24 protein-coding genes are annotated in these 24,471 nt (G+C 66.7%); 19 read left to right on the top strand and 5 right to left on the bottom strand.

The window, feature by feature from the left end; all coding sequences use genetic code 11:
* The first annotated feature begins 95 nt into the window (after nt 1-95).
* The 8 genes from D9V34_RS08045 (at nt 96) to D9V34_RS08010 (ending at nt 7,619) form a co-directional block, all read left to right on the top strand.
* Nucleotides 96-1,538 (top strand): NCS2 family permease, encoded by a 1,443-nt coding sequence (locus D9V34_RS08045; protein ID WP_121688303.1) that lies wholly within the window; start codon nt 96-98, stop codon nt 1,536-1,538.
* 214 nt (nt 1,539-1,752) lie between these two features.
* Nucleotides 1,753-3,195 (top strand): aspartate ammonia-lyase, encoded by a 1,443-nt coding sequence (locus D9V34_RS08040; RefSeq protein WP_121688302.1) that lies wholly within the window; start codon nt 1,753-1,755, stop codon nt 3,193-3,195.
* 61 nt (nt 3,196-3,256) lie between these two features.
* Nucleotides 3,257-3,625: an FKBP-type peptidyl-prolyl cis-trans isomerase gene (locus D9V34_RS08035; protein ID WP_121688301.1), complete on the top strand. Its 369-nt coding sequence runs from the start codon at nt 3,257-3,259 to the stop codon at nt 3,623-3,625.
* Nucleotides 3,626-3,630: 5 nt separating this feature from the next.
* Nucleotides 3,631-4,152: an adenine phosphoribosyltransferase gene (locus tag D9V34_RS08030; RefSeq protein ID WP_121688300.1), complete on the top strand. Its 522-nt coding sequence runs from the start codon at nt 3,631-3,633 to the stop codon at nt 4,150-4,152.
* Nucleotides 4,153-4,319: 167 nt separating this feature from the next.
* Nucleotides 4,320-4,841 carry a hypothetical protein gene (locus D9V34_RS08025; RefSeq protein WP_147441652.1) on the top strand — a complete coding sequence of 174 codons (522 nt, stop codon included), beginning with the start codon at nt 4,320-4,322 and terminating at the stop codon, nt 4,839-4,841.
* The gene (locus D9V34_RS08020; RefSeq protein ID WP_121688298.1) at nt 4,841-6,061 is read left to right on the top strand and encodes a putative T7SS-secreted protein; all 1,221 of its coding nucleotides are present in this window, start codon (nt 4,841-4,843) and stop codon (nt 6,059-6,061) included. The genes D9V34_RS08025 and D9V34_RS08020 overlap by 1 nt, the downstream gene beginning before the upstream one ends.
* Nucleotides 6,062-6,063: 2 nt before the next feature.
* Nucleotides 6,064-6,567, top strand: a complete 504-nt coding sequence (locus D9V34_RS08015) for a hypothetical protein (protein ID WP_121688297.1) — start codon at nt 6,064-6,066, stop codon at nt 6,565-6,567.
* Nucleotides 6,564-7,619 (top strand): hypothetical protein, encoded by a 1,056-nt coding sequence (locus D9V34_RS08010; protein WP_121688296.1) that lies wholly within the window; start codon nt 6,564-6,566, stop codon nt 7,617-7,619. The genes D9V34_RS08015 and D9V34_RS08010 overlap by 4 nt, the downstream gene beginning before the upstream one ends.
* Nucleotides 7,620-7,669: 50 nt before the next feature.
* Here D9V34_RS08010 and D9V34_RS08005 read toward each other — a convergent pair whose 3' ends face one another.
* Together D9V34_RS08005 and D9V34_RS08000 are read right to left on the bottom strand one after the other, a co-directional pair.
* On the bottom strand, nt 7,670-8,704 hold the full coding sequence (locus D9V34_RS08005; protein WP_121688295.1) for a GNAT family N-acetyltransferase: 1,035 nt from the start codon (nt 8,702-8,704) through the stop codon (nt 7,670-7,672).
* Between the two features lie 32 nt (nt 8,705-8,736).
* A complete protein-coding gene (locus D9V34_RS08000; RefSeq protein ID WP_121688294.1) occupies nt 8,737-10,149 on the bottom strand; it encodes an MFS transporter in 1,413 nt (470 codons plus the stop codon).
* A gap of 152 nt (nt 10,150-10,301) precedes the next feature.
* Between D9V34_RS08000 and D9V34_RS07995 the strand changes: the two genes are divergently transcribed.
* Together D9V34_RS07995 and D9V34_RS07990 are read left to right on the top strand one after the other, a co-directional pair.
* Entirely contained in the window at nt 10,302-11,339 is a 1,038-nt protein-coding gene (locus D9V34_RS07995; RefSeq protein ID WP_121688293.1) for an LLM class flavin-dependent oxidoreductase, read from the top strand.
* A gap of 235 nt (nt 11,340-11,574) precedes the next feature.
* Nucleotides 11,575-12,963, top strand: a complete 1,389-nt coding sequence (locus D9V34_RS07990) for an MFS transporter (RefSeq protein WP_245991962.1) — start codon at nt 11,575-11,577, stop codon at nt 12,961-12,963.
* Nucleotides 12,964-13,031: 68 nt separating this feature from the next.
* Here D9V34_RS07990 and D9V34_RS07985 read toward each other — a convergent pair whose 3' ends face one another.
* A complete protein-coding gene (locus D9V34_RS07985; protein WP_121688291.1) occupies nt 13,032-13,439 on the bottom strand; it encodes a VOC family protein in 408 nt (135 codons plus the stop codon).
* Between the two features lie 13 nt (nt 13,440-13,452).
* Complete coding sequence (locus tag D9V34_RS07980) at nt 13,453-13,893, bottom strand: helix-turn-helix transcriptional regulator (protein ID WP_121688290.1); 441 nt, start codon at nt 13,891-13,893, stop codon at nt 13,453-13,455.
* Nucleotides 13,894-14,039: 146 nt separating this feature from the next.
* On the opposite strand from D9V34_RS07980, the gene D9V34_RS07975 reads away from it, so the two are divergent.
* From D9V34_RS07975 to D9V34_RS07940, 8 genes are all read left to right on the top strand, one after another.
* Entirely contained in the window at nt 14,040-15,182 is a 1,143-nt protein-coding gene (locus tag D9V34_RS07975; RefSeq protein WP_121688289.1) for a hypothetical protein, read from the top strand.
* Nucleotides 15,179-16,516, top strand: coding sequence for a hypothetical protein (locus D9V34_RS07970; RefSeq protein WP_121688288.1), 1,338 nt, complete (start codon nt 15,179-15,181; stop codon nt 16,514-16,516). Before D9V34_RS07975 ends, D9V34_RS07970 begins: the two co-directional genes overlap by 4 nt.
* A gap of 5 nt (nt 16,517-16,521) precedes the next feature.
* The gene (locus D9V34_RS07965; RefSeq protein ID WP_121688287.1) at nt 16,522-17,631 is read left to right on the top strand and encodes a hypothetical protein; all 1,110 of its coding nucleotides are present in this window, start codon (nt 16,522-16,524) and stop codon (nt 17,629-17,631) included.
* Nucleotides 17,628-18,980: a hypothetical protein gene (locus D9V34_RS07960; protein WP_121688286.1), complete on the top strand. Its 1,353-nt coding sequence runs from the start codon at nt 17,628-17,630 to the stop codon at nt 18,978-18,980. The genes D9V34_RS07965 and D9V34_RS07960 overlap by 4 nt, the downstream gene beginning before the upstream one ends.
* 78 nt (nt 18,981-19,058) lie before the next feature.
* Entirely contained in the window at nt 19,059-20,249 is a 1,191-nt protein-coding gene (locus D9V34_RS07955; RefSeq protein ID WP_121688285.1) for an LLM class flavin-dependent oxidoreductase, read from the top strand.
* Between the two features lie 55 nt (nt 20,250-20,304).
* Entirely contained in the window at nt 20,305-20,967 is a 663-nt protein-coding gene (locus D9V34_RS07950) for a CE1759 family FMN reductase (RefSeq protein WP_121688284.1), read from the top strand.
* Nucleotides 20,968-21,111: 144 nt separating this feature from the next.
* Entirely contained in the window at nt 21,112-21,822 is a 711-nt protein-coding gene (locus D9V34_RS07945) for a bifunctional 4-hydroxy-2-oxoglutarate aldolase/2-dehydro-3-deoxy-phosphogluconate aldolase (protein WP_121688283.1), read from the top strand.
* Nucleotides 21,819-22,787: a sugar kinase gene (locus D9V34_RS07940; RefSeq protein WP_121688282.1), complete on the top strand. Its 969-nt coding sequence runs from the start codon at nt 21,819-21,821 to the stop codon at nt 22,785-22,787. The genes D9V34_RS07945 and D9V34_RS07940 overlap by 4 nt, the downstream gene beginning before the upstream one ends.
* 398 nt (nt 22,788-23,185) lie before the next feature.
* On the opposite strand, the gene D9V34_RS07935 is transcribed toward D9V34_RS07940, so the two are convergent.
* Nucleotides 23,186-23,956, bottom strand: coding sequence for an IclR family transcriptional regulator (locus D9V34_RS07935; protein WP_121688281.1), 771 nt, complete (start codon nt 23,954-23,956; stop codon nt 23,186-23,188).
* A 156-nt stretch (nt 23,957-24,112) separates the two neighbouring features.
* Between D9V34_RS07935 and rpsO the strand changes: the two genes are divergently transcribed.
* Nucleotides 24,113-24,382, top strand: coding sequence for a 30S ribosomal protein S15 (gene rpsO, locus D9V34_RS07930; RefSeq protein ID WP_030143008.1), 270 nt, complete (start codon nt 24,113-24,115; stop codon nt 24,380-24,382).
* The last annotated feature ends 89 nt before the right edge of the window (nt 24,383-24,471 follow it).

The following is a 24,471-nucleotide window of genomic DNA, read 5'->3' as shown; positions in this document are numbered from 1 at the left end:
ACTTTCAGGGAGGGTAGGGTATCGCGTGTCGTCAACAGACCTGGCAACACTCTATGCTATTTCACAGACAAACTTTTTGAGAGGAGCGCCCGCCAGTGGCCTCAGAGAACGCATCCAGCGTCAAGAGCAAGATCGACAGGTTTTTTGAGGTAACCAAGCGAGGTTCCTCCTTCGGCGCGGAAATCCGCGGCGGTCTGGTGACCTTTGTCACCATGGCCTACATCGTGGTTCTGAACCCGATTATTCTCTCCGGTCACCCCGATATCGCCGGTAAGGCCCTGGACTTCGCCCAGGTCAGCGCGGTGACCGCCCTGACCGCCGGTGTGATGACCATCCTCTTTGGTGTGGTGGCTCGCCTGCCCTTCGGTTTCGCCGCGGGTCTCGGCATCAACTCGTTCCTGGCCGTGAGCGTCGTGGGTCAGGTCACCTGGTCCGAGGCCATGGGTCTCGTGGTCATCAACGGTGTGATCATCGTGCTGCTGGCCGTGACCGGCCTGCGCCGGATGATCTTCGATGCCGTCCCGGTGCAGCTCAAGGTGGCCATCTCGGTGGGTATCGGCCTCTTTATTGCGTTCATCGGTTTTGTGAACGCGGGCTTTGTGACCTCGACCGGCCTGGGTTCGCCCCCGGTGGGCCTCGGCAAGGACGGATCGATCACCACCGTTCCGACCATCATGTTTGTCATCGCCCTGCTGCTGACCGGAATCCTGGTCGCCCGCAAGGTGCGCGGCGCGCTGCTGATCGGCCTGGTTGTGAGCACCGTCCTGGCGATCATCGCCGAGGCCATCTTCAAGCTCGGCCCGGCCTTCGTGGACGGCAAGCCGAACCCCGGCGGCTGGGGCCTCACCGTGCCCGAGTTCACCGGCAGCCTGGTCTCACTGCCCGACTTTAGCCTGATCGGTGCCTTCAGCTTCGGCGGTTTCGAGCGCCTGGGCATCCTGGCCGGCATCATGGTGGTCTTCACCCTGGTCTTCTCGAACTTCTTCGATGCGATGGGCACCATGACCGGTCTGTCGAAGGAGGCCGGACTGGCCGATGAGAAGGGTAACTTCCCGCGCCTGAAGTCGGCCCTGGTGGTTGAGGGTGTCGGAGCGATCGCCGGTGGTATGACCTCGGGCTCCTCCAACACCGTGTTTGTGGAGTCGGGTGCCGGAATCGGCGAGGGTGCACGCACGGGCCTGGCCAACGTGGTCACCGGTCTGCTCTTCCTGCTGGCCGTGTTCTTCACCCCGCTGACCCAGCTGGTTCCCTCCGAGGTGGCCTCGGCCATGCTGGTGATCGTGGGTGCCATGATGATCAGCCAGATCAAGGAGATCGACTGGACCGAGTACACGGTTGCGCTGCCGGTCTTCCTGACCATCACCGTGATGCCGATGACCTACTCGATCGCCAACGGTATCGGCGTGGGCTTTGTCTCCTGGGTTGTGCTGCACGCCCTGGCGGGCAAGATCCGCACCATCAGCCCGCTGCTGTGGATCGTTGCGGCCGGCTTTGTGGTGTTCTTCGCCCGCGGACCGATCGAGGCTCTGATCGGCTAAATTTGGGCAACACACACGGCGAGGACACCTTTGTTTCCTCGCCGTGTGTGTTTAACGGGATGTTGTCTGGGCGTTCAGGGGCTTTCCGCGTTGGGTCGGGCGAGCCGGTGTTTTCGCGGGCTAGGCTTGAGCCATCACCCTCTCCCACACCGGAGGGCAACGACGCCACAGTGACTATCGCGCGGTATCCCGCAGATATGGAGCAAGGAATAACATGACCACCACCAACGCCACCCGCACCGAAACCGACTCCCTCGGTTCGGTCGAGATCCCGGTAGACGCCTACTGGGGTGTCCACACCGCGCGGGCCCTGGAAAACTTCGCGATCACCAAGCGACCCATCTCGGTGTATCCGGACCTGGTCAACGGTCTCGCGGCGGTGAAGCAGGCGGCGGCCCGAGCCAACGTGGAGCTGGGCACACTCTCGGCCGAGAAGGGCGACCTGATCGTACGTGCGTGCCAGAAGGTGCTCGATGGCGAGTACCACGACCAGTTCTGCGTGGGCGTGATCCAGGGCGGTGCCGGTACCTCCACCAACATGAACGCGAACGAGGTCATCACCAACATCGCGCTTGAGCTGGCCGGCCGAGAGAAGGGCGACTACGCCTACCTCTCGCCGATCGATCACACCAACCGCAGCCAGTCCACCAACGATGTCTACCCGACCTCGATCAAGATCGCGCTGGCCTTCTCACTGCAGACCCTGCTGACCGAGCTCAAGGCGCTGCGCGCCTCCTTCACCGCTAAGGGGAGCGAGTTCAACCACGTGCTCAAGGTGGGACGTACCCAGCTGCAGGACGCCGTGCCGATGACCCTGGGCCAGGAATTCCACGGGTTCGCCACGACCCTCGGCGAGGACTACGACCGCCTGCGCGAAACCCTGCCACTGCTGGCCGAGATCAACCTCGGGGCCACCGCGATCGGCACCGGTATCACCGCGGATCCGCGCTATGCCGGCGTGGTGGTGCGTCACCTCAACGAGATCACCGACCTGGGGCTTTCCACCGCCCCGGACCTGGTGGAGTCCACCTCGGATGTGGGTGGATTCATGTCCTTCTCGGGCACGCTCAAGCGTTCGGCCGTGAAGCTCTCCAAGATCTGCAACGACCTGCGTCTGCTCTCCTCGGGGCCGCAGGCAGGTCTCGGCGAGATCAACCTGCCCGCGCGTCAGGCGGGCTCCTCGATCATGCCGGGCAAGGTCAACCCCGTCATTCCCGAGGTCGTGAACCAGGTCGCGTTCTCGGTGGTCGGCGCCGATATGACCGTCACCATGGCGGTGGAGGGTGGCCAGCTGCAGCTCAACGCGTTTGAGCCGGTGATCGCGCACTCGCTGCTGCAGTCGATCACCTGGATGGCGCAGGCCTGCAACACCCTGCGGATCAACTGCATCGACGGCATCACCGCCAACGAGGAGCGCCTCGAACTCATGGTGGGGACCTCGGTGGGTGTGGTCACCGCGCTGACCCCGTTCATCGGTTATGCCGCCGCCGCGGCACTGGCCAAGACCGCCCTGCTGACCGGTCGCAACGTCGCAGACCTGGTGGTCGAGGCGGGTCTGATGAGCCGCGAAGAGGTCACCAAGCAGATCGCTCCGGCGCGTCTTTCGGGTATGGAGGCCATCACCAGCGCCATCCCGATCATTTCGCCGACCGCTTAAGTTCATGTGCCGCGTCCGGTTCGGGTTTTGAAATCCCGGCCGGACGCGGTTTGATTAACCCATGACCAACAACACCAAGCCTGAAATCGACGCTCCCGTCGGTCCCGCCCCCACCGAACTGCAGATCGTTGACCTCGAGGTCGGCACCGGCGCCGAGGCTCAGGCCTCCTCGACCGTTGACGTCCACTACCTCGGCGTCTCGTTCGAGTCCGGCGAAGAGTTCGACTCCTCCTGGAGCCGTGGACAGTCCATCAACTTCCCCCTGCGCAACCTCATCTCGGGTTGGCAGGAAGGTATCCCCGGCATGAAGGTGGGCGGACGCCGCCAGCTGACCGTGCCGCCGCACCTGGCCTACGGCCCCGCCGGTTCGGGTCACCAGCTCTCGGGCCAGACCCTGATCTTCGTGATCGACCTGCTGGGTGTGAAGTAAGCACCTTGACCGCCGCCGATCTGGTGCTCGCGCACAGCGTCACCATTCCCGACTTTCCCAAGCCGGGTATCCTGTTTCGTGACCTCACCCCGGTCTTCAGCCACGCGGACGCGTTCCGCGCGGTCATCGACGAGTTTGCCGAGCACTTTGCCGGCCAGTTCGATGCGGTAGCCGGTGTGGAAGCCCGCGGATTCCTGCTGTCCTCGGCGCTTGCCTACGCCACCAACACCCCGCTGATTGCGGTGCGTAAGGCCGGCAAGCTGCCCGGTGAGGTGATCCGCGAGGATTACCAGCTGGAGTACGGCACCGCGTCGCTTGAACTGCGCCCCGGGCAGCTGCCCGAGGGCAGCCGGGTACTCATCCTCGATGATGTGCTCGCAACCGGTGGCTCCTGCCACGCGTCCGGCCGCCTGATTGAGCGCGCCGGCTACGTGGTTGCCGGGTTTGGTCTGGTGCTGGAACTGGCCGATATGACCGGTCGGGAGCGTCTGGCGGGTTACCCGCTGCACGCGATCATGAGCGAATAGGGTTTTCACCCTCAAAACGAGCCTCGCCTTCGGGCGGGGCTCGTTTTGTGTGTCCGGGGCCTTCGCCGCACGCGGTTCTCCGCGCTTGAACATCAAGCAGATGCCCAGGGTTATCTGGGTTCCCTGATGCCATACCGGTCCCTACTCTGATTCCAGGGAGGGTGGTGATGAGTATGGCACAGCGCATCCATATCGACGCCGCGGGGATCAAAAACCTGGGCACCAGAATCGGTGATGCCGCGGCGGTCGCGGACGGCGAATTCGCGATCCCTGCGCGCGGCGGAGACCTCGACCTCACCCGCGCCGGTGCACGTTTTGCCCGGACGTTTACCGAAGATTTGGCCCGGCTGCGAGCCGATGCCGAGGAGTTCCGCGGACGCATCCTGCTGACGGCCGAGCACTTCGACACCCACGAACAGGCCGTGGACAGATCGGTGCGAGCGATCCTTCAGGGGCCGGTGTTTCAGGGCCCGCTGCTTCAGAGCCCGCTGCTTCAGAGCCCGCCGCTTCGGGGCCCGCAGCTTTCGCGCGCACCGGGAGCGCCGGCGGGGGTACCGGCAGATCAGGGCGGGCGCTCACCATTTACGCCGGGCATCGCGGTGCCCGGTACCGCTGCGCCCGGTGCCGCCAACTCCGGAGCCACGGTCCCCGGTACCGCGGGCGAAGACTCCTCGGGGCGGCGGGGCTAGTGTCTGACCGGCTGGGGGTCACGCTCGCCGAATCCCGAGACCCCGAGGTCCTGATCCCCGGAGACCCGGCGGGACTGCGCCGGGTCATCGAGAACTGGCGGACCCACGCGACCTCGGCCGGAGAAACGGCCGCGCTCCTGGAGCGAATCAGCACCGAGGACGTATGGGAGGGGGAGTCGGCGGACGCCTTCACCGCCAAGTTTGCGCCGTATCCCCGGCGCTGGCGTGCCGCCGAAACACAGACCGCGGCCGGGGCGAACGCGCTTGAACAATACACCGACACCCTGGAATGGGCACGCGCGCGGGTGTGGGATGCGATCGACGCGTGGACCGCGGCGCAGGCGGCCGCCGCCCCGGAAGCTGCGCCGCAGCCGACCGAGCCAGCTCCCGATGACGAGGCGCAGGCACTGCTCGATGACATCCAGGCGCGCGTCGCCGAGGACGCCGACATCTGCGCCCGAACCCTGACCGGTCTCGCCGACCGGGTGGCCTCGGCCGACACCTTTTGGCCCGCGCTTACGGCGGCCGGGGGCCTCGTCGGCGAGATGATGCTGAGTGGCCTCCGTGACGGCGTCAACGCGCTGGGCTCGGTGGGTAATGCAGCCATGTCGGACCCGGCGGCGCTCACCGAGGCGGGGATCGGACTCGGTTTGCTCGTGGTGGGGATCGCCGGGGAGGTCGGGGGCGGTGCCCTGGATGCCACCGGCATCGGGGCGGTGGGGGGAATCCCGTTGAACATCGTCTCGGCCGGAGCAATCGGGGCCGGAGCGGGCCTGATCGGCGCCGGCATCGGCACCCTGGTGACCGACGCAACCGGCAGCGCCGGAGTTGTGATCTGGGAGAGCTCGGGCATCGACCGCGGTGATAAGCGCGACGAGGCCGGACATTACACCGGCAAAAACGGCGGGGCAAATGGCCCAGCAAGCGATAAGGAGCGTCAGGGGCTCGCTGAGGTCGGAGTGGACCAGGGTGCGGACGTGATCGATCAGAAGATCCGCTCGACGGTGCCCGGGGGCAACCCCAACGGTCGCTACTACGACGGGCTGATTCGGAATGCCGACGGCACCTATACGGCAATAGAGGTCAAGAGCGGCGGTGCCCGGTTGACGTCCAGCCAGCGGATTTTTGATGGCATCGTCAGCCCGGGTTCCCCGGCCACCGCGACCCTGAACGGGGCCACCATCAAAATCATCGGCGTTATCTTGAAACGGGTTCCGTAATCATGAACGATACACATCTGGTCACCACAAACGGCGCTTCCGTCGGACCGCTCACCAGCATCAGCAGGCCGTACGCCGCACAGATTCGACGATTCCTTGATCTGCTGGACGGTGACACCCGCTGGGCGTTTTCGCTGTGGCGTGCGCCCGAGGGGGTGCACCTCATGGACATCGATCTCGATCGATTTCCGCAGGCGTATCTGCAGAGCGCGGGAAGCGCCCAGGCGATGGTCATCGAGGTGAGATTCATCGAGGACGACGGGATCGCCCGGCGCTATGCCGTGGGACACCCGAACGGTGACTATGCGGGGGAACCCACCGTCTCGATTCCGTACCGGTCAAACGAGGCGGCGGTCCGGGTCTATCCGAGTGAGGTGTTTGATGCGGCGGAGGCCGCGGACATCTACGACCACTATTTCCAAACCGATCGGGTTCCTGCTGACTACGTGTTACGGCCGCTGGACCCACAACATTCCACCCACCACACCCAGGGGAGCACACCATGAGCCACTTCACCCACCTGACTAAGTCCAACGCGGTGGATACCGCAGTCCTCAGCGACCGAGTTCAGCCCCTCGGCGACGAGATTCGGCGCCTGCTGCGCCGCCTCGACGGCGACGACCAGTCTACGATCCTGCTGTTTCGCCGCCCACCCGGTGTCCACTATCTGGACCTGATCTGGGGGACCGAGACCGCCGCCTTTCTGCAGAGCGGCGGCGCGCGTGCACGGCTGAGCATCGACATTCGGTTTGTGGATGATGAGGGTCGGGCGCGGCAGTATCTGCTGGGACACCGCGGCGGCCGCTATCGCGGGGAACCCGATACAGACCTCTCGTTTTTCGGGGGCAACGGCGGCACCAGCGTGTATGCCCACGAGGTGTTTGAGGCCGAGGAGGCCGCGGTGGTGTACTCCCACTACATTGCCACCGGGTGGATCCCCGATGGGTTCCTGCTCCGGGAGGTACGGTGGCCACGCGTGGAGGGTGCCCCCGAGGTGGTGGAGTCGCACACCATCCGCCCGGATCCTCAGCGCCAGTTTGAGCTGGCGCGCGGGCGGGAACCCGAGGCCTCGACCACTTCACACTGGGTACAGACCAACGCGGAAGCCGAGGAGCCCATCGATGGCCCGGGCCTCGCTCCCGAAGACAAGATCGGGTTCGGACTGGAGAAGCTTGATGGTGGCTGGCGCTGGGGATTCCGGCTGCGGCGCAACGAGCCCGAGCAGCCGTTGCGCCCGATCGACCCGGATTTTCACGGACCGCGCTATCTTGCCGCCCTGGGCACCGCCAACGCGCTGGCCCTCTATGCGCGCCTGGTGGATGCCGACGGCGCGACGCATCTGGTGGCGATCGGCCGCACCGATCCCCAGTTCTTTGGGGATTATTTTGAGGGTGCGCCGCCGCTGAGCCTGGCACTCAGCGGGGGACCGGGATGGATCGAGGTCTTCCCCGGTGAGCTGTTCACCTCGGCCGAAGCTTTCGAGATCTTTCGGTACTACACCCAGACCGACCGTCTGCCCGATGGCTTTCACCTGCGTCGGCTTCCCACCGGAGACTAGGCAAGAACAGGCCCGGGCTCATCAGAACCCGGGCCTGTCCTCTGTGTGATTTAGAACTCGCGTACCAGCGAAACCGATTTTGCCTCGGGGGCGAACCCGACCGACTGGTAGAGGCGGAGGGCACCGGTGGGGCTCTCCGAATCCACATCCAGGGCGGCGCGTTCGAGGCCCTCGGCCTTCAGGTTGCGCAGTACCTGGGCCAGCAGCGACTTGGCCAGGCCCTTACCGCGCCAGTCGCGCCGGGTCGCGACCAGGTCGATGTAGCCGTAGGTGTAGCCGGCGGCCTCCCACTGGGCGGGATCCACAGAGACGATGACCAGCGCGGCCACCTCGTTCTCGGGGGTGACCGCGAGCGCCGACAGGTCCCCGCGCAGCGTCGAGACCGAACCGTATTTCTCCCAGTCCTCCTGATTGGTCGGCTGGGATCCCCAGTGATCGCGGAACGAGTCGTTGAAGGCCAGTCGGGTGGCCTCGGAGAGATTATCGGTCAGCGATTCCAGTCGAACATCCGCGTGCAGCGGCAGCTCGGGGATGGGCGCGCTCAGGTCTCGGGTGAGTTCCATCCACCAGCGCCGTTCCCCGTACCCGCGAGAGGTGAGGAAACCGCGCGGGCTCGTCGCGTGTTCGGAGGCCCCGGTGGAGAACCACCCGGGCACGCTCAGCTCGGAGGCTGCCAGATGCTGCGCGGCGCGAGCCTCCTGCCAGTCGAGCAGCGCGGTACCGAGTCCGCGGCCGCGGTGATCGGGATGCACGGATCCCGGAATATGCGCCTTGACCACGCTGCTGGCCTCGGGCTCGGCGTGGGAGGTGCCGTAGGCGACAACTGTGCCGTCGGTGGTTTCGGCGAGCAGGGAATCGTGTTCGGGATCAAAACCCGAGGCGGCAAAGTCCACGGTGAGGGCTTCCAACGTGGTGACGTGGCGCGGATCGTCCACGGCCTCCACGGCGCGATCGAGTTTCAGGATCGCGGGCAGGTCGGCACTGGTGGCCGGACGCCAGGTGACGCCCTCGAAGCCGATGGGCAGCGAGAGCTGGGTGGGTGCGGTGATCCGCTGGTTCAACGGGAGCATGCTTTCCGTAGTCATACCCCAATTCTTTCACCCGTTATGTAAAGGCGCTAGGGCACCGGGTGAAGCGCGTCGTAATGACGGAAGCTCCGCTGGGTGGCCACCAGTACATAGACCAGCGCGATGATGACCACGCCGCCCACCAGCGGCGGGGCCCAGGCCAGCAGGAGCGAGGCCATGATGCCCATGTAGAGGTCGCCGAGGCGCGGACCGCCGGTCACCACCACGGTGAACAGGCCCTGGAGTCGTCCCCGGACCCCGTCGGGCACCGCCGACTGGAGCAGCGTGCTGCGGAAGATCGCCGAAACATTGTCGGCGGCACCGGATCCGGCCAGCGCTAGCGCGGCGAAAACCAGCCCCGGGATGTAGGCATCCGCGAACAGGTCGCCCACGCGCGCGTTGCCGGTCCAGGTCACCACACCGAGCACCAGCCCGAACAGACCGATACAGGCACCGTAGGCGGCGACGGCCCAGGCGATCGCGCGCCCCTGATAGCGCACACGCCCCAGCGGTCCCGAGAACACGCTGCTGATCAGCGTTCCCACCGCGGACGCCGCGGTCAGCACACCCACGGTGATCGGTCCGCCACCCAGCAGGAACGCGCCCACCGCGGGGAAGATCACGCGCGGCTGGCCAAAGGTCATCGCGATGATGTCGATCACAAACGAGGCGCGGACGTTCGGGGCCGTACGCAGGAAGTTCCATCCGTCCACCAGGCTCGACAGCCCCGGCAGCCGGCGCGAGGCTCCATCGGGCACGATCGCCGGAAGCGAGGCAATGCCCCAGAACGCGGCGAGGAACAGCACCAGATCCAGCGTGTAGGTCCACGGCACCCCGACGGTCGCGACCAGCACGCCCGCGAGCATCGGCCCCACGGTCACCGCGGCCCCCATCGAGATACCGCCGAGCGCCGAGGCCGCGGGCAGTAGTCGGGCGGGCAGGATGCGGGGGAGGATCGCCGCCCGCGAGGTGCCCACCACGGTCGAGGAGACCGCGTTGAGGGTGGTGAGGACGTACAGCGGCCACACGGTGGTCGAACCGGTCCAGGCGAGAATCGCGATGATCGCGGTGGACACCCACGTCACCGAGGCTGCGGCGAGCGCGAGTTTACGGCGGTCCACCGCGTCGGCGAGCATGCCGCCGTAGAGCCCAAAGATGATCATCGGAACCAGCGCCACCACACCCACCAGGGCCACCGCGAAGGTGTCGTGGGTCAGATCGAAGATGTGCAGGCCCACGGCAACGATGGTCAGCTGACCGCCGATGGCGGTGATCGCCGAGCCCGCCCAGAGCCGGGCGAACGCCGGGCTGAAGCGCAGCGGTTCCAGGTCCAGGAAGATGCCGCGGTGCTTATGTGGGGCATCTTCGTGGGGGTCGTTGGGGGAGCCGGGGGTGTGCGGCAGCGGATCCTGACCGGTTTCGGTGGGCAGGGGGATGGGGGAGGTCTGTGGATCCGCGGGCATGGGGTAAGCCTAGTCCGCTGCCCGGACACACCGCGGTGGCGTGTCACGGTGGATATCGCGGCGGCTTTGCCCAACCGGGAATTTCGGGTGCAAGCCCCGGCTTATACCGAGGGTGTGGTTCGCGAGGGTCGCGCACATACGAAGGGACGGCAGTGAAACTTTCAATTCTGGATCTGGTGGCGGTACGCACGGGTCAGACCACCTCTCAGGCACTTCGAGCCGTGGGATCGGTGGCCCGCTGGGCCGACGCCGCGGGCTTTACCCGCTACTGGCTGGCCGAACACCACAACATGCCCTCGGTGGCATCCACCAATCCGCCGGTGCTGATCGGCCTGATCGCCGCGCAGACCGAGCGCATCCGGGTCGGCTCGGGCGGCGTGATGCTGCCCAACCACGCACCGCTCGTGGTGGCCGAGCAGTTTGCCCTGCTGGAGGCCGCCTATCCGAACCGGATCGACCTGGGCATCGGCCGGGCGCCCGGCAGCGACCCGGTGGTCACCGCCGTACTCAACCGCTCGGGTGCAACCAGCGATGTGAACACGTTCCCGCGTTCGATCCAGGAGATTCAGGGCCTGCTGGAGCGCGACGGCATCGAGGTATCGCTCTCCAGCGGCCGCGAGTACGGGCTGCGTTCGACCCCGGATGCTGCCAGTAGTCCGGACCTCTGGCTGCTCGGCTCCTCCGACTACTCCGCCCGCCTCGCCGCCGCCCAGGGCTTGCCCTACGTGTTTGCCAACCACTTCGGGGGAACCGTCCCGGACCAGGCGATGCAGGTGTACCGCAGCGAGTTCCGTCCCGGTGCCGAGGAGGCCCCGCGCACCTTCATGACCGTGACCGCGGTGGCCGCCGACACCGCCCAGGAGGCGGAGGAGCGCGCGCTGTCGCAGATGATCATGATGGCGCGGATGCGCACCAATAAGCCCATGACCAAGGGGCTCACCCGTGACGAGGCGATCGCCGTGGAGCTCGATCCGATCGAGCAGAGCGTGGTCGAGGGCATGCGTCAGAACTGGATCATCGGCGACGCCGACACTGTGGCGTCCCGCATCCAGGCCCTCGCCGACCGCTTCGGCGTGGACGAGGTCATGATCGCCCCGGCCACCGCCGAGGACTCGGCCACCGACCTTGAGAGCGCCCCGGCGCGGATTCGCACACTCGAACTGCTGGCGGATCGTCTGCTGGATCGCTAGCGCACACCCCGTGCGACACGCCGAGGCGAGCACGGGCGCGAGTTATTGTTGAGATGACTTTAACTAGTGCAGGGGTGACACTAAGTCACCACTCGCCCGGCGTGATCACCCGCAATTCGCGGCATAAGTGAGGAACGGCCCCGTTGTGGTCCGAGTGACACTAACTCGGTGCGGGGCCGTTTTTGCGCGCGAAAACCGCGAAAAACCGCGCATAAATGCGAGCAAAATGGCCTGCATGACTCGATTAGACCGCCTCGACGCGCTCCCCTTCACCCGTGAACACCGCAAGCTCCTCTATGGATCGGGCGTGGGCTGGGCGCTGGATGCGATGGATGTGGGACTGTTCTCGTTTGTGATCGTCGCACTCACCCAGCAGTGGAAGCTGGAATCCGGTGAGCAGGGCATCATCGCCTCGGTGGGGTTCCTGGGAATGGCGATCGGTGCCAGCGTGGGCGGGCTGCTGGCCGACCGGTTCGGTCGACGCCAGGTCTTCGCGATCACCCTGCTGATCTTCGGCCTGGCCACCGGAGCCTCGGCACTGGTGTGGTCGGTGGGCGCGCTGATCGCGCTGCGCTTCCTGGTGGGTCTCGGCCTCGGTGCCGAGCTGCCGGTGGCCTCGACCCTGGTGAGTGAGTTTGCGCCGCCGCGCATTCGCGGCCGCATCATCGTGCTGCTGGAAGCCTTCTGGGCGGTGGGATGGATCGCCGCCGCCGTGATCGGCTACTTCGTGGTCAAGGCCGGGGATGATGGCTGGCGCTGGGCGCTGCTGATCGGTGCGGTCCCGGCAATCTACGCGGCCGTGATTCGCTTCGGAATGCCCGAATCGGTGCGCTTCCTCCAGTCCCGCGGCAAGAACCTGCAGGCCGAGAACACCGTGCGCCGCTTCGAGCGTTCGGCGGGGATCGATGCCCCGCACCTGAGCGCGCTGGCGGCCGCGTCCGAAAGCGATGCCGCCGAAACCGCGACCGTGGAGCCTGCCGTTCCCGCCCGAGAGCGACTTGCGGCACTGTTTGCCCCGGTTCGACGCGGGCAGACCATCGCCCTCTGGACCGTCTGGTTCTGCGTGAATTTCTCCTACTACGGAGCCTTCGTCTGGATCCCCACGCTGCTGGTGAACTCCGGTTTCTCGCTGGTTCAGTCCTTCACCTACACGCTGATCATCACCCTCGCCCAGCTGCCCGGCTACGCCGTCTCGGCCTACCTGGTGGAGAAGTGGGGGCGTAACCGCACCCTGGCGATCTTCTTGATCGGTTCGGCCATCGCCGCGACCCTGTTCGGTCTGGCCACGGTTGAATGGCAGATCATCGCCGCCGGGATGCTGCTGTCCTTCTTCAACCTCGGTGCGTGGGGTGCGCTGTATGCGATCACCCCGGAGCTCTATCCGACCAAGCTGCGCGGAACCGGGGCGGGCTGGGCCGCAGGCTTTGGGCGGATCGCGTCGATCATCGCCCCGCTGATCGTCCCGACCCTTGCCAAGACCGCGGGCCTGCCCACGGTGTTTATCGTGCTGGCCACCGCGTTTGTGATCGCGGCCATCGCGGCCTTCCAGCTGCATGATCGTCGTGGCCAGTCTATCGATGACTTTGCCGAGGAGCCCGCGCAGGTTCCCGCCCCCGCCGCCTAGCGCGGAGCGTCGTCACAGCACAGCAGCCCGTTCCGATTCCTCGGAACGGGCTGCTTTTATGGGTGGGGCTAGGCCTGGTTGATGCGGATGAGGTTGCCGGCCGGGTCACGGAACGCCGCATCTCGCACCCCGTAGGGCTGGTCGGTGGGCTCCTGAATGACGTCGGCCCCGGCGGCGGCGAGGCGTTCGAACAGGGCGTCGAGATCATCGCTGGACAGGGTGATCGCGGTATACACGCCCTTGGCGATGAGCTCCAGGACCACCCGTCGCTCCTCCTCGGTGACGCCGGGGTCGGCCACGGGCGGGTGCAGCACGATCGAGGTGCCTGGCTGGTTTGCCGGTCCGACGGTGATCCAGCGCAGGTCGTTGTAGCCGACGTCTTGACGAACCTCGAAACCGAGGAGGTCGCGGTAGAAGCCGAGGGCGGCTTCGCCGTCGGTGTGGGGCAGGAATGCGTTCTGAATGGTGAGGGTCATAACGCCATGCTAGTTAGGCGTTCTCGCCACGCGCTTCTTGATTCCTGACCGGTCTGGTGATCAGCTTGGCCAGGCAGTGCGGGATGCCCGCGGCCGCCTGCGACTGGTCGCGGCGATACACGCTGGGAGCCACCCCGACCAGCTCGGTGAAGCGGGTGCTGAAGGTTCCCAGTGACGTAAATCCCACGGCAAAGCACACCTCGGTGACGCTCTGATCCCCGCGGCGCAGCAGGGTCATCGCCCGTTCGATCCGCCGGGTCATCAGATACGAGTACGGCGATTCGCCGTACACTCGACGAAACTCGCGGCTGAGGTGTCCGGCGGACATATGCTCGCCGCGGGCGAGTTCCTCGACGTTGAGCGGCTGGGCGTGCTCGCGGTCGATGCGGTCGCGCACCCGGCGCATCGTGACGATGTCACGCAGCCGCTTCTGCTCCTCGGGTGTGCCGCTCATACCGTCATCCTCGCACGCCCACATATCGAACGTCATAAAAACCCGGGCGTTTCGGTTGCGGACCTGGCGCACTTCCCGCCAAAATTCAGCTATCCCGCGCACGGGCGCGGATGGAAATGGTGGGCTGAATCGTGGGGGACCGGAGCATGCAGCAGCAGGTGGCTTCGATTTGGCGACCCACGGCCGAGTATCCGCGCGGTCCGTTGGGCCTGGGCGTTCGCGTTCCCGGAACCGGGAATCCCGCCCGACTGTGTCTTGCGTTCCTGTTTGTCCCGTTGACCGGGGCGAGCGCGCTGCTCTGGTTCTTCGCCGAGGAGCCTGGAAATCCGCTGGCCTTTCTCGGGACCCACTGGATCGGTGTGGTCTGGGTGGCCATGCTGCTCCTTGTGCTGCGTGCACTGATCGGTGGCGTGTGGGTCCGCGGGGACCTGGTCCTGGTGCGCTCCTGGTGGCTCACCCGTCGCTTCGCTCGGATCGATATCACCCGGGTGTCGGTGATCGGCGGGGCCTCCGTGCGGCTGGCCGCGCTGGAATTTGGGTTGGGGGCGGCGCAGAACGCACGGCCGATGGTGGGGACCGTCCTGTTCGGTGGTCGCATCCCCGAGGCACTTTTCTTCCTCGCCGAAGCGTGTGATCTGCCGCCGCTGATCGCGAGTTTTCCCGATCCGGTGCGCGAGCGTGCGGTGGCTCAAAACGTGCGCGGGGTTCTGGATGGGCCTCGGGCCGCGGAGAGCAGGCTTGTTCGTCCCCGTCCGGCCGGCCCGGCACGCTGGCATCGGGTGCGCGGCACCGGCACGCTCTCGGGCCTGCAAACCCTACCGCTGGCCGGACTCCTGATCCTGTTGGGCTGGGGGACGCTTTCCGATAGCGGAACGAGGGAGGTGACGCCCGGTGCCACACTCTTCGTTGCTTGGTTGTGGTTTGCCCCCGCGATCTTCCTGGTGGTGCGCTTTTTCACCACCGGGCTCTTCGTTCGCGGCGACACCGTGCTGATGATCCGGCTGGGGTTCCCCACGCTCATTCGCTTTGGCGAGGCGACCCGGGTGGATATCGCACCTTCTGATTTGCCCTGGGGACAGACCCTGTCCATCACCCGGTCGGGTCGCGCGATCACCCTGCTGCGGCACGCGCACTTTCCCGCGCACTCGGCGCGGATTCGGGACGAGGTGAGCGCGGCGCTCGGACTCCCACTGAGCACCGACCCAGACGCGGAGACCGCGGCCGACACTACCGCGTCTCGCGGCACCGAACCGTCTGTCGGCTCCCACCCGGATGGAGTATCCGGATGAGCCCCGTCGCGGCGCCGTCGCGCGGTCCCGGCTACGTTCCCCATGTTGTGCGAATCCAGGGCACCGGTGCCCTCTATCGAATTCTCCTCACCCTGGCCCTGCTTGGGCTGATCATCAGCTTCGTGGTTGTCCCGCGGGGAACCTGGTTCCTGCCCGACTGGGCGGCCATTCTCTGCGTGCTCGCGGGAGTGTGGGTGCTCGCTCGCGGGGTCTGGATCACCCGCTCTCACGTGGTGCTGGTGAACATCTGGGGCGTCTTGGTGTTTAGGCGTTCGCACATTCGCCGGGTGTACGTGGATACGCGGGTGATCTGGGTGTCTCGATTCGCCCAGGAGCGGACCTTCCTCGGGTTTGAGATCGAGGGACGCCGGCGTCCGGTGCGGGTCGAAGCGGCCTTCGTGGAGGAAGACTCGGTGCTCGACGCCTATCAGGAGCTGGTCTGGCGACTGACCGACGACCTCGGCGACCCGATGTTTGGACGTAATGATGCCGGAAAACCGGTACTCCTGAGCTTCGCACCGCTCGCGGCATTGACCACCCAGGACGGGTGGGAACAGGATCCGCCGGTGCTGCCCGTGGATGTCGACACCGCCCGCGCGCTTATCCCACTGCACGTCGAGTTGTCTTCCTCCGCCTGGACGGATCCGGAAGCGGGGGTTCAGACGCATCGAATCGCGAGTCTTCCCCGGGTCCGTCCGCTCATCATCCAGCACCGAGACCTCGCGCTCGCCGTGGTCCGGACACTGCTGCCGGGATATTTTGATGCGGCCAGCGTGGCGAGCGCCACGGAGATTCTTGAATTTGAGCCCAGTCTGACCGCGGTGGAGCGGGCATTGGCCAGCCGCGGCCTCGGCCTGAGGGTTGTTCCCTCGGGCTGGGTGCTGTGCCCGGCGGACACCCAGGGGTCCGTGCGGATTCCGACCTCCCCGGCGCCTGAGACGCTGATCGCCGAGCTGCACGCGGAGCGACTGGCCCGGATCGATAGGCTCAGCCCGATCTGGGAAGAGACCGAGGTGACGGCGATCGAGGCAACCAGCGCGCTGCTGCGCCCGATCCCGCAGGCCGAACAGGGCCTGATTGCCGCGACGTTCCTGCTGACCGAGCGTGACGACCTGGACCGCTTTCGCCTGGCGATTGTTGATGCCGACACCGCGATCATCGAACGGGAGCGCGACGAGGACTGGGTGCTCAACGCCCTGACCGACGAGGGCTATGCGGCCCCCACTCTCTGGGACTTTGTGTCCACGCTCGGTGCCGAGGCCGTGCCCGTGGCGATGTCCCGCCCCCGCCCTTCACCTATCCCGCGCGCTGTCGCGGAACCTCAGGAGGACTAGTACACGTGGTTAACGACCTGTCCGCACCGCCGAGCATCGCGCGCACGCCGCGCGGGGTCGCCTGGCTGGGGCGTCGAATTCCGGGGACCGGTGCGCCGGCGCGGCTGGGTCTGTTGGTGACCTATCTGTTTTTTGTGGTCATCGTCAGTCTCATCGCCCTGGACTATGAGGATCCCGAGACGATCCTTGACACGCTCCAGGGTGGGGCATTCGCGCTCCTCCCGGTGTTTGCGCCGTTGATCCTGCGCGCTCCGTTTGTCGGGGTATGGGATGCCGGCGACCTGATCCTGGTGCGTTCATGGTTCTCCACCCAGCGGTTCGCCAAGGCGGATATCGTCCGTGTCTCAACCACGGCGCACTCGGCCTGGCGGGTGCTGGCCTGGGGCTCCCCACGCGATCGGGTGCGCTCGCTCACCCTGGGGCTGGGCGTTTCGAATGCGCGGCTGATCTTCCCCACGGCGGCCGTGCGGCGAGGACGTGCCCACACCGCGTTGAGCGCGCTCGCCGCGGCACTGGGGCTACCGTCCCGGGTGATGGAATTTCCCGGAGCCCTCGATGATCTGGTCATCGGCACGGACGTGCGCGAAACCAGCCACGCCGTCGACACCGCCCCGGCCACTCACCTGATGAGCCCGCCGCCGGTGGGCTCGCACTGGCGGCGGGTGAGCGGGACCGGGCTCATGTCACTGTGCTTCGCCCTGCCGCTGTCGGCGCTGGCGGGAGTCCTGGCCTGGAGCACGATCGTGGGGGATCCCAACGTGCTTGATGAGTATGGCGACGTTCTTGTCTCCTACCCCCTGGGTATTTTCTTCCTGTTCTGGATGGTCGCGTGTGCCCTCTCCGTCCTGGGTAGCGGGATCTTTGTGCGCGGGGGCAGCGTGCTGCTACTGCGCTTTGGTTTCCCCACGATCATCAACCATGGTGAGGCCACCCGGGTGGACCGGGTAGGCAGCATGTTGCCGTGGGGTGATTCGATCCGAATCACCACCCGCACCGGCCCGATCCGGATGTGGATGCTCACGAGCTTTAGCGGCGATACCCGGCGCATCCGCACCGAGATTAGTCGGGCCCTGGGCCTGCTGGCCACCGATTCCACCCGAGAGGACCGAGCATGAGTGAGGGGACAAACGGCACGCACCGTGGGCCCGCCTTTGAGCAGCGGATTGTGCGCATTCGCCGCTCGGGATCCTTTTTCCGGCCCCTCGTGATCGCGATTCCCATTTGCGTGGCGATTGGTGTCCAGAACTCCGACGGAGTGCCCGGCTGGTGGACCTTTGTCGCGGTATTGGTCGCGCTGATCCTGCTCCTGCGGGGTGTGTGGGTGACTCGGACACACGTGATCATCATGAACCTCTGGGGTCCGCGGATTGTGCGCCGATCACGCGTTCGCGGCGTCGGGATCGAGAATCGTCAGGTGTTGCTCGCCAACCCGCTAGTGCAGTTTTCCGACAGGCCGGTGTACACGCGTCCGATGCTTGTGCTCGCCCTGGAAGGACGCACCAGCCCGGTCGGCGGTGAGGGCGGATTTGTTCCCGTGCGCGAGGCGCAGGCGGCCCTCGATGAGCTGCGCTGGCGTCTCGGGGCGCACCTGGGAGACCCGATCGTGGCGGTCCCCGAATCCGGCACCGCACAGCGGCGTGGGCTGCGTGTGCTCCCGGCGGATCTTCCGCTTCCCTCGGGTCTCACCCCGGTGGAGAATCCCGCGGTGCTCCTGCCATACCGCTATGAGAATCCGGCCGCGCGCGTCTCCACCCAGGGCGTCGTGGCCAACGAACTGGTGTACCTCGGCGACTATTACAATGTGGCCGTGACGCAGACTGAGGCGCCCGGGGAGGCCTGGGTGAAATCCGATGAGCTCCTGGACTCCTCACGCATCCCGCGGCTTCCGGTGCTTCTCCCACTCGCGATCCGGCACCGGGACATGGCACTCGCCGTGACCCGCACCCTGATTCCCGGACGGCTGGATGGTGCGGGACCGCTCGGTTCCGAAGACCTCTTTGATCTTGAACCGCGCGGAATCGAGGTGGACCGTGCCCTCGCCGGAACCGGGCTGACCCTCGCCCTGGTGCCGGAGGGGTGGGAGCTAGCCCAGCGCGAACACCCGGCTGCCGTGGATCCCGAGAATCTGCGTGAGCCCGAACCGATCCTCCTGGAGACGCTGCATCGCGAGCTTGCCGATGAGTGGGCACGCGGCCTGGCGGCGGATCCACGTGCGGTGTTTCGGTCGGATCGGGATGAGTTCTCCCAGCTGCCGGTGGAGGCCCGTGGACTGGTGGCCGCGGCCCATTTGATGCGCAACCAGTCGCGGTATCTCGCGCTGGTCTCGAGTGAGACCGTGCTGCGTCGACAGGACACCGGCGACGCCTGGGTGCTGGAGCGTCTGGCCGCCTCGGGATTCGCCGCGGACGCACTCTGGGACTATGCGAGAGCCCGGGAACCCCGCCGCGAAAGGGTTGGGGAATAAACTCGGGAGGGGTGCAGTTGACCCATATATCTATTCAAATGGATATACTTAGGGTGATTGAGAGCAGAGGGACACACCATGCAGTTTGGAATCTTCAGCGTCGGTGACGTGACCACCGACCCCACGACCGGCAAGACCCCCACCGAGCATGAGCGGATCCAGGCGATCCTCGCCATCGCCCGCAAGGCCGAAGAGGTGGGCCTGGACGTGTTCGCGACCGGTGAGCACCACAACCCACCGTTTGTGCCCTCAAGCCCCACCACGATGCTCGGGTTCCTGGCCGCGCAGACCAACCGCATCCTGCTGAGCACCTCGACCACGCTGATCACCACCAACGATCCGGTGAAGATCGCCGAGGACTTCGCGATGCTTCAGCACATCAGCGGCGGCCGGGTGGACCTGATGATGGGTCGCGGAAACACCGGCCCGGTCTATCCCTGGTTCGGCAAGGACATCCGCGACGGCATCTCTCTGGCCATCGAAAACTACGCGCTGCTGCACCGCCTGTGGCGTGAGGACTTCGTGGACTGGGAGGGGAAGTTCCGCACCCCGCTGCAGGGCTTCCAGTCGACCCCGCGTCCGCTGGATGGGATCGCGCCCTTCGTCTGGCACGGCTCGATCCGCAGCCCCCAGATCGCCGAGCAGGCCGCCTACTACGGCGACGGATTCTTCCACAACAACATCTTCTGGCCGCAGCAGCACACGGCTCAGATGATCAACCTGTACCGCGAGCGCTATGAGCACTACGGTCACGGTCCCGCGGCCCACGCGATTGTGGGTGTGGGTGGTCAGGTGTTCATGCGTAAGAACTCGCAGGCGGCCAAGGACGAGTTCCGTCCCTACTTCAATAACGCCCCGGTCTATGGCCATGGCCCCTCGATGGAGGAGTTCACCGAGCAGACCCCGCTGACCGTGGGATCCCCGCAGGAGGTCATCGACCGCTATGCCGCCCAGCAGGAGCTCTACGGCGACTACCAGCGCCAGCTGTTCCTGATGGACCACGCGGGTCTGCCGCTGAAGACCGTGCTCGAGCAGCTCGACCTGCTGGGCGAGGAGGTTGTGCCGGTGCTGCGCCGCGAGTTCGCCGCCAAGCGGGCGCCGGGTGTCCCCGATGCGCCGACCCACGCGAGTTTGCTCGCCGCCAGCGGTGCCGTCTCCCAGGCGATCGCACCGCAGAACGACCCGACCTATGACACCGGGTTTGGTGTCACCGGTATCGCCCCGGGTGCCGCGACCCTGGCCTCGCTGGATGCCGAGTCGGGCCGTTGAGCACGCTCATCGCACCCGTCGCACCTGTCGCACCCCGAGAACTGGAAGTTTGATCATGACCACGCGTCGCATTGCCGTCATTAGTGCCGGGCTCAGCGAGCCCTCCTCGACCCGTCAGCTGGCCGATGCCCTCGCCCGCGCGAGCGCAATCGAACTGGAGCGCGGGGGAGAGGTGGCCGAGATCGAGATCATCGAGCTGCGCCATATCGCCCCCGACGTGCTGAACGGTCTGCTCACCGGAACCCACGCCGCACCCCTCGCCCATGCCCTGCGTGTGGTTGAGGAGGCCGACGCGGTGATCGCGGTCACGCCGATTTTCAGCACCAGCTACTCGGGCCTGTTCAAGATGTTTGTGGACCTGATTGACCGCGACGCCCTGACCGGCACGCCGGTGATCCTCGGTGCCACCGCCGGTACGCCCCGGCACTCGCTGGCGATCGACTATGCGATCCGTCCGATCTTCGCCTACCTGCACGCCGACGTGGTCCCCACCGGGGTCTTCGCGGCAACCGCCGACTGGGGCGGGCAGGGGACCGATGCCGAGGGGGTGCCGGGCCGCATCGCCCGCGCCGCCCGCGAGCTGGCGGGCAAGCTCACCGGCACCGCCCGTGACGGCGATTCCTCCTCCGCCACGCGACCCACGGCGCCGCTCGGTGGCGCGGCCTCCCGCGCCTTCGATGGGGGCTTTGTCCCGATGGGGGATCTGCTGCCGCGCTAGATTCCTCCCGCTCTCACACCCCGCGCCGGGGTATCCCTCTGGGGTACCCCGGCGTTGTGTGTATCCGCGTGGTCCTGCTATGGTCATCCCACATAGTCGGGATGTCGTCCCGATTATCGGTACCGTCGCCGAAAGGGCCCCGCAATGACCGTTTCCCCCGCTCGCACCCCGCTGTCTCCGATCCTCACGGAAACCCCGATTGTGGCCGTCCTGCGTGCCCGGCACGCGCGCGAATACGCGCCGGTGATCGAGGCCCTGGTGGCCGGTGGGGTGCGCTCGATCGAGCTGACCCTCAGCACCGACGGTGTGTTTGAGCACCTGCCCGAGCTGATCCAAAACTTTGGCGAGCGCGCCGAGATCGGGGTGGGCACCATCACCTCCCGTGATCAGGCCAGGCGTGCCCTGGACGGTGGTGCCGCGTATCTGGTTACCCCGATCACCGACCTCAACATCATCGCCGCCGCCACCGCACGCCGCGTGCCCGTGTTCCCCGGCGGGCTCACCCCCACCGAGCTGTTCTCGGCCTGGGATGCCGGGGCCGCCGCGGTGAAGCTGTTCCCCGCGAGCACGGTTGGACCCGGCTATATCGCGCAGCTGCGCGGTCCGTTCCCGGGCATTCGGGTGGTCCCCTCGGGGGGAATCGGCGTGGATGACGCGGCCGCCTGGATCCGTGCCGGCGCCTCGGCCGTGAGTCTCGGAGGCCCGCTGCTCGGTGACGCCTTCGCCGGAGGCGACCTTGCCGCGCTCACCGATCGCGCCCGTCGCCTGGTGGACAGCGTGGCCGATGCCCGCGGGGATGCCCGTGTCGGCACCGGTTCGACTGAGGATCGTGTGGCCGCCGGGATCGCCCGATGAGTCGCATTGACGCGGGCATCGCCCCCACCGAGGTGCTGACCTTCGGCGAGACGATGGCGCTGATGCGCACCGATTCGCCGGGGCCCCTGGCCACCGCCCATCAGCTTGCCCTGGGCATCGGTGGAGCCGAAACCAACGTGGCCATCGCGCTGCGCCGGCTCGGGACCGACGTGACCTGGATCGGCCGGGTAGGCGACGACGGCCTCGGCGAAAAGGTGCTGCGCGAGGTCGCCGCCGAGGGGGTACGGGTGGTGCCGATCCTCGATCCGCATGCCCCGACCGGGTTGATGATCAAGGAGCGCCGTACCGGCGACCACACCCGGGTCACCTACTACCGTGCGAGCAGCGCGGCCTCCCGGCTCACACCCGAGGATGTGCCCGCCGAGCGGATCGCCGCCGCTCGACTACTCCACGTCACCGGCATTACCCCCGCGCTTTCGGCGAGCGCCCGCGAGACGGTGTTTGCCGCGGTGGATATCGCCCGCGAACACGGCGTGACCGTGGCCCTGGACCTCAACTATCGTGCGGCGCTGTGGTCGGCGGAGGAAGCCGGGGAGGTGCTGCGCGAGCTAGTCACCCGGGCGGACATCGTGTTTGCCGGGGATGATGAGGCCGCGCTGGTTGTCGGTACGGGTGAGTGCGCCGATCTGGCGCGCGGGCTCGCCGCGCTGGGTCCCGCGCAGGTCATCATCAAGCGCGGGGACAAGGGTGCCCACGCGCTGATCGAGGGCGAGGTACTCGATGTGGAGGCCGTGCCCATCCGCCCGGTCGACACCGTGGGGGCCGGGGATGCGTTTGTGGCCGGATACCTGGCCGAGTATCTGGCCGGCGAGGATCCCGCCCGCCGCCTGCACACGGCCGTGCGCACCGGTGCATTCGCCTGCCTGGTCGCGGGGGACTGGGAGGGCATGCCGACCCGCCGCGAACTCTCGCTGCTCGACTCGACCGATCCGGTCCAGCGCTAGTCGCCCGCCGGGTCTCCGCCGGGGCTTCCTCCGCGGTCGGGTGGAATGTCCGGAATCCCCTGAAGATCGGCGGGGCCTTCCCGGAATGCTGTCGGGCCCTTGGGACTTTTTGGCGGCACCCTGTTTTGACACGTCAATGACGAGTCAAAACACCCTCGGTCCACAAAGGGGTGTGTGCCCCGGCGCGCCAACCAGGTTCCAGGGGCGGGGTTGTTCCTGAAGGCCGCCGGGCCGGGGGTGCTTTTGGCTGCACGCTGTTTTGACTCGTCAATGACTAGTCAAAATGCCCTCAGTGCAAAAGGGTGAGCGTCCCGGCGCACCAACCGTGGGGGCCAGGCTGGCGATCGGGGTGCAAGCAGGCGGTACGCCCCGTGCCCGGTTCCGCGCGAGTGCCGGGGCTAGAGCCAGTGCTCGGCGAAGTCCGGGGTGAGGTGCGCGCCGATCTCCGGGGCGGCGGCGCTCAGGACTGCGGCCACCTCGGCGATCCGGGCGGGTGTCATAAACACGCTCGGTGCCGAGACTGACACCGCCGCGCGATACTTCCCGGTTACATCCGCGACGGCCACCGCAACACACGTGATGCCCAGCTCGTTTTCCTGATCGTCCAGCGCGAACCCGCGGGTGGTGACCTCGCCGAGCGCCGCGGCAAACGCGTCGACATTGGCGAGAGAGCGCTCGGTGCGGCGTTCGGCCGGGTTGAAATAGGTCGCGGCTACGGCGGACTCGGCGTGGGCGAGCAGGGCCTTACCCATCGCCGTGTGCTGGGCTCGAAAGCGTGCGCCGGGACGCGAGGCCATGTCGATGCCGCGGCGTCCGCGGGCCTTGGCCAGGTAGAGAATGTCGGTCCCGTCCAGAATGCCCAGGTGGGTCGCATCGCCCAGCTCGGCGGCGATTCCGGCCAGGAGCTGCTGGACGCGGCTGGGGAGATCCATCTCGCGTTCGGCCAGGCTGCCGAGCTCGAGCAGCGCCACGCCCAGGCGGTAGCGCCCATCCGAACTCAGGGTGAGAAAACGGGTGGTCACCAGCGAGGTCAGCATGCGGTGGGTGGCTGAGCGGCTCAGGCCGCTGGCGGCGGCCAGCTCATCCAGGCGAACCGTGCCGTGCGCGACCAGGCGTAGCAGGCCCAGCCCGCGCTCGAGGGTCAGGGCACCGGATGTGGGCGTAGTCATGCCCCCAGTATCGCAGCAGGCGGACCGCCACGCGGTTCGGCGGGGGCCCGCGAAGCTGTTATAGTTGAGAGGTTGCCGTTAGATCGGCCGCGGATTAAGAGAGCCCACACATCCCGTGTGCGGCACCGCGCAGCGAACAGAAAGGGGATCACCACTATGGCTATTACTGACGAAGTCAAGAAGGCGATCATCGAAGAATACGCGACTCAGCCCGGTGACACCGGATCCCCTGAGGTCCAGGTTGCTCTGCTGAGCGCCCGGATCAAGGATCTGACCGAGCACCTCAAGGAGCACAAGCACGACCACCACTCGCGTCGTGGCCTGCTGCTCATGGTGGGTAAGCGTCGTCGTCTGCTGGGTTACCTGCAGGACGTGGACATCAACCGCTACCGTTCGCTCATCGAGCGCCTCGGCCTGCGCCGCTAGTCCGCGACACAGTTCTTCGCGTTTTCAACGCTCTCGTCGGGCCGTCGATCTTCCTTTGGGAATGATCGGCGGCCCCTCGTCTTTTCCCC

It is taken from the genome of Mycetocola lacteus, assembly GCF_003667575.1.
GTDB classification, from domain to species: Bacteria; Actinomycetota; Actinomycetes; order Actinomycetales; family Microbacteriaceae; genus Mycetocola; species Mycetocola lacteus.
Note: the sequence above shows the minus strand (reverse complement) of the source record. Positions and strands in the feature narration are given on the sequence as shown.

What these genes read in the sequence shown, in the direction of transcription:
- D9V34_RS08040 (WP_121688302.1), top strand. Translation starts at nt 1,753, where the DNA reads ATGACCACCACCAACGCCACCCGCACCGAAACCGACTCCCTCGGTTCG.
- D9V34_RS08035 (WP_121688301.1), top strand. Translation starts at nt 3,257, where the DNA reads ATGACCAACAACACCAAGCCTGAAATCGACGCTCCCGTCGGTCCCGCC.
- D9V34_RS08025 (WP_147441652.1), top strand. Translation starts at nt 4,320, where the DNA reads ATGAGTATGGCACAGCGCATCCATATCGACGCCGCGGGGATCAAAAAC.
- D9V34_RS08015 (WP_121688297.1), top strand. Translation starts at nt 6,064, where the DNA reads ATGAACGATACACATCTGGTCACCACAAACGGCGCTTCCGTCGGACCG.
- D9V34_RS08010 (WP_121688296.1), top strand. Translation starts at nt 6,564, where the DNA reads ATGAGCCACTTCACCCACCTGACTAAGTCCAACGCGGTGGATACCGCA.
- D9V34_RS08005 (WP_121688295.1), bottom strand. Translation starts at nt 8,704, where the DNA reads ATGACTACGGAAAGCATGCTCCCGTTGAACCAGCGGATCACCGCACCC.
- D9V34_RS08000 (WP_121688294.1), bottom strand. Translation starts at nt 10,149, where the DNA reads ATGCCCGCGGATCCACAGACCTCCCCCATCCCCCTGCCCACCGAAACC.
- D9V34_RS07990 (WP_245991962.1), top strand. Translation starts at nt 11,575, where the DNA reads ATGACTCGATTAGACCGCCTCGACGCGCTCCCCTTCACCCGTGAACAC.
- D9V34_RS07985 (WP_121688291.1), bottom strand. Translation starts at nt 13,439, where the DNA reads ATGACCCTCACCATTCAGAACGCATTCCTGCCCCACACCGACGGCGAA.
- D9V34_RS07980 (WP_121688290.1), bottom strand. Translation starts at nt 13,893, where the DNA reads ATGAGCGGCACACCCGAGGAGCAGAAGCGGCTGCGTGACATCGTCACG.
- D9V34_RS07975 (WP_121688289.1), top strand. Translation starts at nt 14,040, where the DNA reads ATGCAGCAGCAGGTGGCTTCGATTTGGCGACCCACGGCCGAGTATCCG.
- D9V34_RS07970 (WP_121688288.1), top strand. Translation starts at nt 15,179, where the DNA reads ATGAGCCCCGTCGCGGCGCCGTCGCGCGGTCCCGGCTACGTTCCCCAT.
- D9V34_RS07960 (WP_121688286.1), top strand. Translation starts at nt 17,628, where the DNA reads ATGAGTGAGGGGACAAACGGCACGCACCGTGGGCCCGCCTTTGAGCAG.
- D9V34_RS07955 (WP_121688285.1), top strand. Translation starts at nt 19,059, where the DNA reads ATGCAGTTTGGAATCTTCAGCGTCGGTGACGTGACCACCGACCCCACG.
- D9V34_RS07950 (WP_121688284.1), top strand. Translation starts at nt 20,305, where the DNA reads ATGACCACGCGTCGCATTGCCGTCATTAGTGCCGGGCTCAGCGAGCCC.
- D9V34_RS07945 (WP_121688283.1), top strand. Translation starts at nt 21,112, where the DNA reads ATGACCGTTTCCCCCGCTCGCACCCCGCTGTCTCCGATCCTCACGGAA.
- D9V34_RS07940 (WP_121688282.1), top strand. Translation starts at nt 21,819, where the DNA reads ATGAGTCGCATTGACGCGGGCATCGCCCCCACCGAGGTGCTGACCTTC.
- D9V34_RS07935 (WP_121688281.1), bottom strand. Translation starts at nt 23,956, where the DNA reads ATGACTACGCCCACATCCGGTGCCCTGACCCTCGAGCGCGGGCTGGGC.
- rpsO (WP_030143008.1), top strand. Translation starts at nt 24,113, where the DNA reads ATGGCTATTACTGACGAAGTCAAGAAGGCGATCATCGAAGAATACGCG.